Source organism: Yoonia sp. R78084, from assembly GCF_044595625.1.
Taxonomy (GTDB): domain Bacteria; phylum Pseudomonadota; class Alphaproteobacteria; order Rhodobacterales; family Rhodobacteraceae; genus Yoonia.
In genome coordinates this window covers 2,135,553-2,148,069 of the sequence record NZ_CP138993.1, presented here as the reverse complement: position 1 = coordinate 2,148,069, position 12,517 = coordinate 2,135,553, and the positions used below count along the sequence as shown (strand labels likewise).

Sequence of the window (12,517 nt, the reverse complement as noted above, 5' to 3'; positions counted from 1 at the left end):
ATCGGCCAGCAATGGTTTGGTAACCAAAGGACCCTGTCACATTGAGCAAGACCCAAGACCCCCCAAAGCTGCTATCGCTTTGGCTTCTCATCTTTCTGCAAGCCGGAATTTCTGCGTCCAGTCTCGTGGTCGAGATAGTCGCAGGGCGCATGATCGCACCTTACGTAGGGATGAGTCTTTATACGTGGACAGCCATCATTGCCGTTGTACTGGCGGGGTTTTCTGTTGGCCATTGGTGGGGTGGCCGGATTGCCGCGCGTGACACTGCGCAGGCGTTGCGCATGGCGGGGTGGATCATGCTTGCCGCGGCCTGCACCACCGCAGGGGCAACACTGCTGCTGCGCGCCTTTGCAGGACCTGTGATTGCGACATTCGCGCATCCCATGGCGGCAATCACCGCGTTGAGCGCCTTGGCATTTTTTCTTCCGTCACTTTTTGCGGGTGTGCCTGCGCCGATCCTGACGGTCGCCGCGATGCGCGGGCGCGCGCAGGCCGAACAGGCCTTGGGGGCCATGTTCGCTTCGGGTGCGGTTGGTGCGATTGCGGGGACACTTCTTGCGGGCTTTTTGTTTGTCCCGTGGATCGGATCGGTGATGACCCTTGGTGTGATCACTGTGGTCTATGTGGTTGCGGCGCTGATCTGTTTCAGGCTGGGCAATCTTTTGCCGCGCGGGCAGGCAGCGGCCCTTGGCGGGATCGTCGTCGCCTTTGCAACCGGATATGGCGCGCTGACGTTGCCCGCCGTCTGCGACCGTGAAAGCAGCTATTACTGTATCAGGACTGTTGCCTTGTCGGACAACCCTGACGATCCGGTGAACCTGATGGTCGTGGATCACCTGGCGCATGGTATCAGTGGCAGGGCAGAGCCGCGGGTTATGTTCACGGAACATGCGGCCATGCTGGATGCTTTGCCGCGGATGCGGATGGGCCGGCCGGATTTCTCATCGTTTCATATCGGTGGTGGCACCTATTCTGTCCCGCGTGCTTGGGCCGCGCGGGGGATCGGGGATATTACCATCGCTGAAGTCGATCCCGAGGTGACAGCAATCGCGGTCGAGAATTTCTGGTTTGATCCGTCAACGGCCACCATTTTGCATGGTGACGCACGCGTTGCGCTCAACAGAAGCTCCCAACAGTTCGACGTCATTGTCGGTGATGCGTTCACCGATATTGCAGCACCCGAGCATCTGGTCACACAGGAGTTTTTCGCGCTTGTCGCAAGCCGTCTCGCGCCGGGCGGTGTCTTTGCGATGAATATGATCGACAATGTGGATCGCATGAACGCGCTTGCCGCCGTCCACGCGACGTTGGGCAGTGTCTTTCCAAGCGTCGAGATCTGGACCGAAGCCGTCGCCCCGGAGCCGGGTCAGCGCCGTGTTTTTATCTTGCTGGCCAGTGCGCAAGACAGCGCCTTTGCTACCGTGGATGCGCTGGCCCCGGACTTAAGGCGTTTTCAGGTGCTGGATAGCGCCTTCGTGGAAAATATTCTGGGGCAGCGGAACCCGAAAATCCTGACGGACGACCATGCGCCGCTTGCTTTTCTGATGGGCTTTGACCCTGCCGTGGACTGAGTGCCTGCGCAAAAACTGCGGCTAGTGCCGAAGTGCACTTTCCACCAAAAACGCCAACATGCGGTGGCCTGTGTTGCATCGCCCGACACGGTTACCTAACACAGGGGTACGCCCGATAAAGGTTCCATGACATGCTGATCACATTTTTGGCCATTGCGCCGGTTTTTGCCCTGATCCTGATGGGCTATGGCCTGCGGCGTGGCGGTATCCCCTCGACCGAGTTCTGGAATCTGAATGACCGTCTGGTCTATTGGGTTTTGATGCCTGCGCTGTTCTTTACGAAAATCTCGGCGGCTGATCTGAGTGGTGGTTTGGGTGACTATGCGGTTCTGCTTTATGCAGGCTTCTTTTCCGCGATCTTTTGTGGATGGCTGTTCGGGCGCAGCTTTGCACCGCCGCAAGCCAGCTCTCTTCTGCAGGGCAGCGCGCGGTTCAATACCTTTATCGGCCTCGCCATCGCCGAGGCGCTTTTCGGCACGCCGGGTTTGCAGATCGCCGTGCTGGGGTCCGCGCTTTTGGTGCCTGTCGTCAACGTCACGGTCGTGACCATCATGGCGCGGCAGCTGGGCGGCGGGGGCCGGTCAATCGTTCTGGGGCTGGTGAAAAACCCGCTGATCCTGAGTATTGTTGCAGGGGCACTCTTCAACTTTGCCGGTTTGAACGAGGTGCCCGTCCTGCACGAGATTGCCCGTATTCTGGGTAACGCTGCGTTGCCGATCATGCTGCTGTGTGTCGGGGCCAATCTGAAACTGCGCGGATTGAGCGGGTCTGTCGTGATCATCGGGCTGTCGATGGTTGGCAAGTTGCTGATCAATCCCTTGGCCGTCATTCTTGCGGCTTGGGTGCTTGCGCCTGATCCCTTGGTCTTTCAGGTCGCCCTGATTTTTGCGGCCCTGCCTGTCGGCGTTGCCAGCTACACGCTGGCGCGCGAAATGCGCGGTGATGCGTCCTTGATGGCGGCCATGATTACCACGCAAACCTTGCTGAGTTTCCTGACCTTGCCTGTGACGCTGATGATCGGGCAGGCTGTGCTGTCGCTCAATTGAGCCGCAAGACCCGGTCAAAGGCTGCGTGATGAAATGACGTGATCCTTTCTTTGCGGGAATATTCAGTGACATATACGGTCTGACCATGAATACCGCAGCACCCACGCCCCTTTCGACTGTGTCACGCCAGTTCATCCAGGATTGGCTGGTGGCTTTGCGGTCGCTCTGTACGGATGCGCAGATGCAGTCTTTGATGCAGCGTGCGGGGTTGGTTGCCGATGATACGCTGCCCTATGGCCGTGTGACGCTTGATCAGATTGTCCGGCTTTACCAGCTTGCCGCGGTTGAGACAGGTGATGAAATGATGGGGCTCTGGAGCAGGCCGATCCGCCCCAGAGCGTTGCAACATCTGCTGACGTCGGTCCGTGAGGCCACCAGCATTCCGTCGGCGCTCTACCGGTTTGCGACGTTCTGGAACCTGCTTTTGGATGATTACCAATGGGATCTGACCGAAAAGGATGGCACGTTGCTGCTCAGGCTGATCCCGCAACAACAGGTGCAGCCGCAACCCTTTGGGCATATGCTGATCCTCAAGCTTGCCCATGGCCTTTTGTCCTGGCTTGCGGGGCATGAGGTGCCGGTCAAGCGCGTGGATTTTGTCTTTGCACGTCCGGAGTACGATCAGGATTACGCCATTATCTTTCCGGCCCCGCTGCGGTTTGCGCAGCCCGCCACATCCATCGCTTTCGATCTGCATCTGTTGGGCGGGGTGCAACCACGCACCACTTCCGATCTGGACCACTTTCTTCAAAACGCCCCGCGCGACTGGATTTTCACCAGTTCGCGGGAACATACGCAATCGCTGCGTGTCCGCACCTATCTGAGCCAGACAGACTGGGCCAAGGCCACCCTGAGCGATGCGGCGCGCGCGATGCATATGACGCCGCGCACCCTGATGCGCAGGCTGGACGCGGATGGGACCTATTTCCAGTCGATCAAGGACGCCTTGCGCCGCGATATCGCGATCCGTGATTTGCAGGCGGGCCGCAAAAGCATTCAGGCAATCGCGCAGGATGTCGGTTTTTCATCGGCAGCAAATTTCCATCGGGCTTTTCTGCGGTGGACAGGCAGCACGCCGAGTGCCTATCGCCGCACGCAAGTCTGACAGGCAGGCATTTTGTCAGTTTTTGATAATCACATGTCATCTCATGAGATAGAGGCGGCCCACAGGGCGCGATAAAAACCGTTATAGAAAAGTATTCTGAAGCAACGCTGCGCATGCGGGCATCGATTTGCCAAGCTGCGGGATATGGCGCTTTCAGATAGCGCTGATATGAAGGACGCCCCCATGACAGAGAAACTCGCCGCTATTCTGCAAGCTGCCAAGGACCACGCTGAACAGGTGATCCTGCCCAATGTGGATGCATGGAACGCCGCAAGGAAATGGCCGCGCGATGCCTCGGACAAGGCGGGGGCTGCGGGCCTGACGGGGCTTTATGCGCCCGAAGACTTTGGCGGGCAGGGTTTGCCGCTGTCCGAGGGCATTCAGGTTTATGAACAACTCGGGCTTGGTGACGGGGCCTATGCCTTTGCGCTTTCTATGCACAATATCTGTACCTTTGCAGGCTGTGGCTATGGCACGGAGGCCTTCAAGCAGAATTGGGCGCGTGATCTGACATCTGGGCGCAAGCTGGCGAATTTTGCACTGACCGAACCCCAGTCCGGGTCGGACCCCATGCAGATGTACACCCGTGCAACCATCAATGGTGACGGGACATGGACAATCAGCGGTGCAAAGGCCTGGGTCAGTCTTGCGACAGAGGCTGACATCTATTTCACGGTCGTCAAAACAAGCGACGCGCCGGGCCACAAGGATATGGCGATGATCGCCATCCCTGCGGATGCGCCAGGCCTGCGTTTCGGGCCACTGTATGACACGCCGTCCTACAACTTCCTGCCCATGTCCGAGATGTATTTGGACAAGGTTGTGGTGAGCGAGGATAACATCATCCTGCCTATCGGGCAGGGGTTGCAAGGCTCACTCATGGCGATTGATATCGCGCGCGTCTCTATCGCGTCAGGGTGTTGCGGGTTGATGCAAGCGGCACTTGATACGGCCTTGTCCTATTCCAAGAACCGCAAGATGTTTGGCGGCAAGAACCTTGAACTTGACGGTATCCAGTGGATGCTGGGAGAGGTCGCGACGGACCTTGAAGTGTCGCGTCTTCTCTATCGCAAAGCCGCAGAAGCGCTGGGCACGCCCGAGGGCCCCTTGATGGCGGCCCATGCCAAGCGTTTCGTGCCGGATGCAGCGCTTAAGGCTGCAAATACCTGCACGCAGGTCTTGGGTGGCATGGGATTGCTCGCGCCTTATGGTCTGGACCGTTTGTCGCGTCTTGCCCAGATGCTGCGGATCGTGGATGGCACGACCGAGATCAGCCGCGTCGTCATCGGGCGCGCCCTGCAAAAACGCGCGGCGGCCTTGCCCGATCTGCCGGTGCCGCAGGGTTACAGGGAAAAACCCGCCTAGATTGACAGGGTGGCGACAAGAAAGTTTCACGTTCAGAGCCGTGAAAAGAGATCAACAACCCCGTCTCGCTCGAACGCAAGAATGATTTGAGCAGCAAAAACAATCGAAATTGTAAGTACGGCAATGCGACGATCCCATATGCGGGATCGCATCGGTGCTGCCATCGGGTCCGCGATACGGCGTGATACTTCAACAAGATTGGGGCTCGATTGTACTGTCATTAACATCACCAGATAGGTCATGGATGTCACGGTCAGCAGGACAATCATATCGCCAATCATTCCGTTGGGACGAAAGAACACCACGCTCAGGGTCGTCATGATGCTCAGAGCCCAGAGTACGATGAGTTCACCATGCGAGACGGATCGCCCGAGTTTTACACGCAATCGGCGCAGTGCAACCGCCAGATCAGGCGTCCGTTCATGGGCGCTGCGGTAGAGGTGGGCAAAATGCAGGTCGATGTCACTTTGTCGTTCAGCGCGGAGCGTTTTTTCCAGATATGGCATTTCATCGGAAGACAGCCTTGGCACAATATCAAGGATCGCCTCCTCTTGTTCTTGTTGTCGTGCAAATTTTCGGCCCAAGACAAAACCGGTCAGGATGCCAAAAATGCCAAGTGGCAAGCTGATCAGCTCGATCAATGACGTCGATGGCAAAAAGTTTCGTAGTGGAAGTGCTGGCATCAGGTGAATCACAGTACCCGCAACGCATAATGTCAGAAAAACTGCAACGTAAGCCGGGCCGTCATCAGCGCGTGCATGAAGCAGAACATTTGCCGAAATAATGAACAGCCCACCCAGTACAAGCGTTTCTGTAATGTCGCCAAGCCCCAGAAGCCAAAGCCAGATTACGGCAAGCAGCGGGGTGAGATACCACAGCAGGATAACGTCGGAACGCCCACCAATGGCCAATGCCTCGCTGTAGGTGATTGAGCCAATCGACACAATAAAAGCGCCGTTAAGCAGTATGAACAGCCAAAGCCGCGGATCAATTTGTGCGATCTCCGGCCATGGTTGCCACACAAGGGCAACACCGATGAAGATTAACGCTGTGATGGCTTTGGTCAGTACATTGGTTGTCAGCGCAGCCTTACGCATTTGCGGCAAAGTCCCGATGATCATACGGGCTTTGACGTGTACGGCCACGCTCATTGCCATCGCGATTGCCGCACCTGCCGCCGCGACTGTGCCGAGCGTGAAGTTCGACCCGTCTGATGTGGTAGCTTCAGGGCTCTGTCCTGCCCAAACGACAAGCGCCAGTCCAAGCAAAGCAACGATGCCAAGTACGAGACTGCGTTTTGAAAGGCTTTCAAAATGCGCTCTCATCAACAAAGTCGTACCCAGCATCCCGAATAGAGGCCACGTTTCGAAAATCACAGTGGCGTTTGTTTTGCTGATGTGCAGAAAAGAGAAAAACAACAGGAAATGGCTGACCGGATTAAGAACTCCGTCAAGCAGAAGATACCAGCCTAGCGCGGCATCTTTGCGGCAGGCCTGCACGGCTTCCAGGACACGCTGTTGACCGCCGGAACTTGCGATCACAAAACACGCAAATGTCAGAAACGAAACGATATGGCTAAGACCAATGAAGAGCCATGGGGACAGGATTTGCGTGCTGAGCGCGCCAATCAGCGGAAACAGACTATAGGCGATGATTGAAATGCCCATAAGAACGAGGGATTTTTTTAGCACTATAGTCACCGGTTGTCTGCAAATGATTGATCTTCAGCATTTCAAACAAAGTCACAAGAGATCAATGATCACGCGATGGCTTGTTGTGTCCTGGTCGTCGTTTGTTGCTATTCGGTTGCTGTAAAGCCCACAATGAGCTGATGCAGACCGAGTGCCGCGCCCGCGAAGATCGCTGTGAGCGTGACGGGCGCGCTGAAGGCCAGCAGGGAAAACGCAGTCAGACCCTGGCCGATACTGCACCCGATGGCGATCACGGCACCCACACCCATCAGGCCTGCACCGATGATCTGGCGGCGCAACTCGCGCGGGTCCTCGCAGGCTTCCCAGCGGAAATGGCCTTTGATCAGACTGCCCAGGAAAGCGCCGATCCAGACCCCCGCGACAGAGCCGATCCCGAATGAGAGTGACTGACCCGAGGCGGTCATCCCGTAAAGGATGGCTTCGCCGACAGGGGCCGAGAACGTGTGGGAGACAATCGGCAGGTCATCGAAACCATGCGCGTTGATATACTGCATCCCGCCCCATGCGCTGATAACAGCAAGGCCGACCGCAGTGCCCCAGAAGATGGCTGACCGGTCCTGCCGCAGGGTGCGGGCGCGCAGCGCAAAAGCAACCAGCAGCGCCCCGATCACAAGGCCGATAAAGGCCACTGATATGCCGGTCGCTGCACCTAATGTATGGGCTATACCGCTCGGGATTGCGGCAGGCGGTGTCGGGGGGAAGATTTCGACACGGATCCATGCCAGCGGGCCCGAGAGTGTGACATAGGCGCTGATGCCCATCACCAGAACGATCACAAAAGACCGCAGATCACCACCGCCAAGCCGTGCAAGCGCGCCATAGCCACAGTTTCCGGCCATCGCCATGCCGTAGCCGAACAGACCACCTCCAAGGATGCTGGCAAGTGGCGACCATTGTTGCGATAGATAAAAAGACTTGGCGGGGTCGAAAAGACCAAGAGCCATCAGGCCGAAACTGCCGACGACGGCTGTTCCGATGGCCAGAATCCACATTCTCAGGCGTTTGTCATTGTTGCCGTAAAGATAATCTTCGATCGCGCCCAATGTGCAGAACCGGCCCAGCCTTGCTGCAAGCCCGAGTAATACGCCACCGAACAGCCCCACGGCTGCTGCGACGTTCGCCTCTCCCAATGCATCGAGCAATGGCCGTTCCTCCCTGTTCGTCAGTCGAATTGAACGGGAGGTGGCTAAGCCTCAGTCCGTTTTGCAGAACAACTCGTAGACAAGACCAATGATCCTGCGAGATTTGTCATCCGTCAAGCTATAGTAGATTGTTTTGCCTTCACGGCGGGGCGTGACCAGCCCTTCGAGCCGCAACCGACCCAGTTGCTGGGATACGGCGGCCTGGCGTGCCGAGAGCAGTTCTTCGAGTTCTGTGACTGATTTTTCACCAGTTGCGAGGTGGCACAGGATCATCAGGCGGCCTTCGTGACTGATCGCTTTGAGATAATTCGTCGCGATTGTCGCGTTGTCCATCATCTCGTCCAAGCGAGCGTCATCAACGTCAGTATCAAAAACCGGAAGTGTCATAAGCCTTGGAGCCTCACGCGAATCTTTCTGTTCTGGTCAAATCGTCTGCGCCTGTAATTGGGCTTTTGCCGCCAAATTGCTACCTCTGAGCGCGGGCAAAACGCGATTTTTTCGCCTATTTTTCTGATTTTGCAAGAAATACGCCCTCTTGCTCGAGCATCTGCCCCAAAAGTCCCCAGAAAAAATCATCGCCCGGATAGCCCTCGATCCGGTTTGTTTCGATGCCTTCGACAAGCAGGATGAACGTCGGGGTGTAATTGATCCGCCGGGCAAGCACGATGTCGGAAGGCATCGGATCAAGCAGATTGACACGGCGCAGCGGGGCGGCGGCACCTTCGTCTGTTTTGGTGTATATGGGGCCGATTTCTTCGTTCCAGCGCGCACACCAAAGACAGCCGGGTTCTTCGGCCATCATCAGTTGCAACTCTGCCCGTGCAGAGGCCGCAGACATCAGGGTCACTGCAAAAGCAGCAACTGTGAGGCGCATAATAAAACTAGCTTTCATCTTAAACATTCAATAATTCTAATATGAATCATGCTTGCAATCAAGGAAAACAACACATGCTGGACGTAAGCTTTTTTGGTGCTGCGGTGGCAGGGCTTTTGTCATTCTTTACGCCCTGCGTTTTGCCGATGGTGCCGTTCTACCTCTGCTATATGGCCGGTACATCAATGTCCGAGTTGCGTTCTGACGATGCAATTAGCCCGTCTGTGCAGCGCAGGCTGATTGTGTCTGCGGTGTTCTTTGCTTTTGGTGTCACAACCATCTTTGTGCTCTTGGGCATGGGCGCGACAGCGGTGGGGCAGGCCTTTGGCATGTGGCGCGACACCTTGCGCTATGTGGCGGCCGGGGTGTTGTTGGTCTTTGGCTTGCATTTTCTGGGCGTTATCCGAGTGCCGCTGCTTTACCGCGAAGCCAAGATTGAAAGCACGGCCGAACCGACAACGATCATTGGTGCCTACGTTATGGGTTTGGCTTTCGGCTTTGGCTGGACGCCCTGCGTCGGCCCTGCACTTGCAGCAATCCTGATGGTGGCCAGCGGGATGGGGGACATCTGGCGCGGTGGGTTGCTCTTGCTGGTTTACGGCCTTGCCATGACTGCACCATTTGTCGTGGCCGCCTTCTTTGCACGCCCGTTCCTTAGCTGGCTTCAGCGCAACCGCAAATATCTGGCGCATGTTGAACGCGTCATGGGTGTGATGCTGATCATCTTTGCGGTGCTGATCGGAACCAATTCGGTCAATTACATTGCCCAGTGGATGATCGAAGTCATGCCCGCATTTACCAACCTAGGATAAAGGAAGTGACCATGATGTTTCGCCGTTTTCTCGCTCTTGCAGCGCTTGTTCTGGCTCTCCCGGCTTTCGCCACGCCTTTGGGTGACGACGGTCTCCACAAGGCCGACTGGATGCATGACACCTTCAAGGATCTGCGCGAGGACCTTGCCGAGGCGAATGCCGAAGGCAAACGCCTGCTGGTCATTATCGAGCAGCGAGGTTGCATCTATTGCACCAAAATGCATGAAGAGGTTTTCCCAACACCCGAAATTTCTGCGATGCTGAACGAGGAATTCTTCGTCATCCAGATCAATATGTTCGGAGATGTCGAAGTGACGGATTTTGACGGGACCACTTTACCAGAAAAAGACATGGTGCGCCGCTGGAATGCGCTGTTCACGCCGACCATGCTGTTTTTCCCTCAAGAGGTGGAAGAGGGGCAGATTGCGACACAGGCGGCTGTTGCTGTCATGCCCGGCGCCTTTGGGCGCTGGACTACGTTGAACCTGCTCAACTGGATCAATGAAGAAGGCTATCTTGGTGATGAACCCTTCCAGAAATATCATGCAAGGATCATCCAGGAGCAGGGAATAACCGAGTAATATCAGATGCCTGAGTACAAACATTCAAATAAATGATTTTGTTGTTGCGACTCTCGCGATCTGTAGTCTACGGTATACGAAACACATTTGTGATCCAGGGAGGGACCATGAAGCAGATTCTTAGCGCAGGTGTCGCGATCGCCATAGCGACCGTTGGCTTTGCTGAAGGCATGATGCCTGATGATGTCGTTTACAGCGAGTATGGTGAAGTCGAGGCGTCCCTGTCCGGCCAACCGGGCGATGCGGCGGCAGGCCTTGAAATCATGGTTTCACGTGGCAAGGGCAATTGCATTGCCTGTCATCAGGTGACCGCTCTGGAAGAGTATCCGTTTCACGGCGAAGTGGGTCCATCGCTTGACGGTGTGGGTGAATACCGTACCGCAGCCGAGCTGCGTGGCATTATCGCAAATGCGAAGATGACCTATGAGGGGACAATCATGCCGGCGTTCTACCGCACAAGCGGGTTCAACCGCCCGGGCAACGCTTTCACCGGAAAAGCCGCAGAGGGCGAACTGTCCCCGCTGCTGACCGCTCAGGAAATCGAAGATGTGGTCGCATATCTTCAAACACTCAAAGACTGATCTGCAACTGGCAGACTTATAGGAGACCCTATGAAACTTACACGTAGACATACGCTTATGATGGCGTTCGGCTCCGCGCTCGCAGCTGTTATGCCGTTTCGTGCATTCGCTGCAGTCGAGGATAATATTGCAGCGTTTACCGGTGGTGCCGCTGTCGGAAGTGAGGGCATTACATTGATTGCCCCTGAAATCGCGGAGAACGGCAACACTGTGCCGATCGAAGTGAATGCGCCGGGTGCCGAGGCGATCATCGTCTTTGCAGCAGGCAATCCGACACCATCGGTTGCGACATTCAATTTCGGTCCGATGGCCGCATCCCAATCTGCGGCGACACGTATCCGTCTTGCAGGCACGCAGGATGTCGTCGCGATCGCCCGCATGCCTGACGGCAGCTTTGTGCAGGCCAGTCAGGAAGTAAAAGTGACCATTGGCGGCTGCGGCGGCTGAGTGAGGAAGAAAACAAATGGCAGATAATGTAACACCCCGCGTTCGCGTCCCCCGTGATGCCACCGCCGGCGAAGAAATCACCATCAAGACACTGATCAGCCACCCGATGGAGTCCGGTCAGCGCAAAGATGGCGACGGCAATGTGATCCCGCGCTCGATCATCAACCGTTTCACATGCACGTTTAACGGCGAGACAGTCATTGACGTCACGCTAGAGCCGGCGATTTCAACGAACCCGTACTTCGAGTTCCAGGCCATCGTGCCAGAGAGCGGGACGTTCGAATTCACTTGGTATGATGATGACGGCGCCGTCTACACCGACAGCAAAGATATTACCGTCGGGTAACCGCGGAACACACGCCAGGGAGGGCCGATGTCTATGAAATCACTGTTTAAGGGCGGTATTGCCGCCGTAGCAATTCTTTCCGCTTTTGCGGCAAACGCGGACGAAGAGGCAGATCTCGTCATCAACGAAGAGATCGAGATCACAGTCCGGACCGATGCGCCAGCGCATGTTGAAAACCTGAGCACGATCTACTCGGGTTGGGTGTTTCGCTCGACGGAAACACAAGCCTTGCAGATGGATGATTTCGAAAACCCCGGCATGATCTTTGTTGATGATGCGATCGCTGCATGGAACACCGCTGAGGGCACAGAGGGTCAGTCCTGTGCGGCCTGTCACGGTGCGCCCGAAGAAATGGCCGGTGTGCGTGCTGTTTACCCCAAATGGAACGACGAAGCCGAAGAAGTGCGTACAATTGCGATGCAGGTCAACGGTTGCCGGACAGAACAGATGGGTGCCGAAGAGTGGAAATATGACGGCAACGAGATGCTGAATATGGAGGCGCTCTTGGCGTCCGTGTCACGCGGCATCCCTGTGAATGTGGCCATCGACGGCCCCGTTCAGGCGATGTGGGAAAAGGGCCGTGAGCTCTACTATACACGGTTCGGCCAGCTTGATCTGTCTTGCGCAAATTGCCATGAAGACAACTATGGCAACAACATCCGCGCCGATCACCTGAGCCAAGGCCAGATCAACGCATTCCCGACGTATCGCTTGAAGAACGCCAAGCTGAACGGCGTGCAGGGACGCTTCCGCGGATGTATTCGTGACACCCGTGCGGAAACATACGCAGTCGGGTCTGAAGAATTCATCGCGCTGGAACTTTATGTGGCCTCGCGCGGCAATGGCCTTTCGGTCGAAGGCCCGTCCGTCAGAAACTAATCCTCCTTGAACTGCCCGCTTCAACCAGTTTGAGGCGGGCATTTTCAAACCAAATA

14 protein-coding genes are annotated in these 12,517 nt (G+C 56.2%); 10 read left to right on the top strand and 4 right to left on the bottom strand.

Going from position 1 to position 12,517, the window contains the following annotated elements:
• Nucleotides 1–41: 41 nt before the first annotated feature.
• From SJY29_RS10885 to SJY29_RS10870, 4 genes are all read left to right on the top strand, one after another.
• Nucleotides 42–1,571 carry a fused MFS/spermidine synthase gene (locus tag SJY29_RS10885; RefSeq protein ID WP_400082801.1) on the top strand — a complete coding sequence of 510 codons (1,530 nt, stop codon included), beginning with the start codon at nt 42–44 and terminating at the stop codon, nt 1,569–1,571.
• A 131-nt stretch (nt 1,572–1,702) separates the two neighbouring features.
• On the top strand, nt 1,703–2,617 hold the full coding sequence (locus tag SJY29_RS10880) for an AEC family transporter (protein ID WP_400082798.1): 915 nt from the start codon (nt 1,703–1,705) through the stop codon (nt 2,615–2,617).
• 85 nt (nt 2,618–2,702) lie between these two features.
• Nucleotides 2,703–3,722, top strand: coding sequence for an AraC family transcriptional regulator ligand-binding domain-containing protein (locus tag SJY29_RS10875; RefSeq protein ID WP_400082796.1), 1,020 nt, complete (start codon nt 2,703–2,705; stop codon nt 3,720–3,722).
• A gap of 183 nt (nt 3,723–3,905) precedes the next feature.
• On the top strand, nt 3,906–5,087 hold the full coding sequence (locus SJY29_RS10870; RefSeq protein ID WP_400082793.1) for an acyl-CoA dehydrogenase family protein: 1,182 nt from the start codon (nt 3,906–3,908) through the stop codon (nt 5,085–5,087).
• Between the two features lie 32 nt (nt 5,088–5,119).
• Here SJY29_RS10870 and SJY29_RS10865 read toward each other — a convergent pair whose 3' ends face one another.
• The 4 genes from SJY29_RS10865 to SJY29_RS10850 form a co-directional block, all read right to left on the bottom strand.
• A complete protein-coding gene (locus tag SJY29_RS10865; RefSeq protein WP_400082790.1) occupies nt 5,120–6,628 on the bottom strand; it encodes a hypothetical protein in 1,509 nt (502 codons plus the stop codon).
• A 257-nt stretch (nt 6,629–6,885) separates the two neighbouring features.
• Nucleotides 6,886–7,941 carry a YeeE/YedE family protein gene (locus SJY29_RS10860; RefSeq protein WP_400082788.1) on the bottom strand — a complete coding sequence of 352 codons (1,056 nt, stop codon included), beginning with the start codon at nt 7,939–7,941 and terminating at the stop codon, nt 6,886–6,888.
• Nucleotides 7,942–7,992: 51 nt separating this feature from the next.
• Nucleotides 7,993–8,328: a helix-turn-helix transcriptional regulator gene (locus SJY29_RS10855; RefSeq protein WP_110278464.1), complete on the bottom strand. Its 336-nt coding sequence runs from the start codon at nt 8,326–8,328 to the stop codon at nt 7,993–7,995.
• Between the two features lie 115 nt (nt 8,329–8,443).
• A complete protein-coding gene (locus SJY29_RS10850; protein WP_400082786.1) occupies nt 8,444–8,815 on the bottom strand; it encodes a hypothetical protein in 372 nt (123 codons plus the stop codon).
• A gap of 74 nt (nt 8,816–8,889) precedes the next feature.
• Between SJY29_RS10850 and SJY29_RS10845 the strand changes: the two genes are divergently transcribed.
• The 6 genes from SJY29_RS10845 (at nt 8,890) to soxA (ending at nt 12,461) form a co-directional block, all read left to right on the top strand.
• Nucleotides 8,890–9,627: a cytochrome c biogenesis CcdA family protein gene (locus SJY29_RS10845; protein WP_110278465.1), complete on the top strand. Its 738-nt coding sequence runs from the start codon at nt 8,890–8,892 to the stop codon at nt 9,625–9,627.
• A 14-nt stretch (nt 9,628–9,641) separates the two neighbouring features.
• Nucleotides 9,642–10,208 carry a thioredoxin family protein gene (locus SJY29_RS10840; protein ID WP_400088905.1) on the top strand — a complete coding sequence of 189 codons (567 nt, stop codon included), beginning with the start codon at nt 9,642–9,644 and terminating at the stop codon, nt 10,206–10,208.
• A 107-nt stretch (nt 10,209–10,315) separates the two neighbouring features.
• A complete protein-coding gene (soxX, locus tag SJY29_RS10835; protein ID WP_400082783.1) occupies nt 10,316–10,789 on the top strand; it encodes a sulfur oxidation c-type cytochrome SoxX in 474 nt (157 codons plus the stop codon).
• A 30-nt stretch (nt 10,790–10,819) separates the two neighbouring features.
• Nucleotides 10,820–11,236 carry a thiosulfate oxidation carrier protein SoxY gene (gene soxY / locus SJY29_RS10830; RefSeq protein ID WP_055295994.1) on the top strand — a complete coding sequence of 139 codons (417 nt, stop codon included), beginning with the start codon at nt 10,820–10,822 and terminating at the stop codon, nt 11,234–11,236.
• Between the two features lie 16 nt (nt 11,237–11,252).
• Complete coding sequence (gene soxZ, locus SJY29_RS10825; RefSeq protein ID WP_055295993.1) at nt 11,253–11,582, top strand: thiosulfate oxidation carrier complex protein SoxZ; 330 nt, start codon at nt 11,253–11,255, stop codon at nt 11,580–11,582.
• A gap of 33 nt (nt 11,583–11,615) precedes the next feature.
• Nucleotides 11,616–12,461, top strand: a complete 846-nt coding sequence (soxA, locus tag SJY29_RS10820) for a sulfur oxidation c-type cytochrome SoxA (protein ID WP_400082780.1) — start codon at nt 11,616–11,618, stop codon at nt 12,459–12,461.
• Nucleotides 12,462–12,517: the final 56 nt, after the last annotated feature.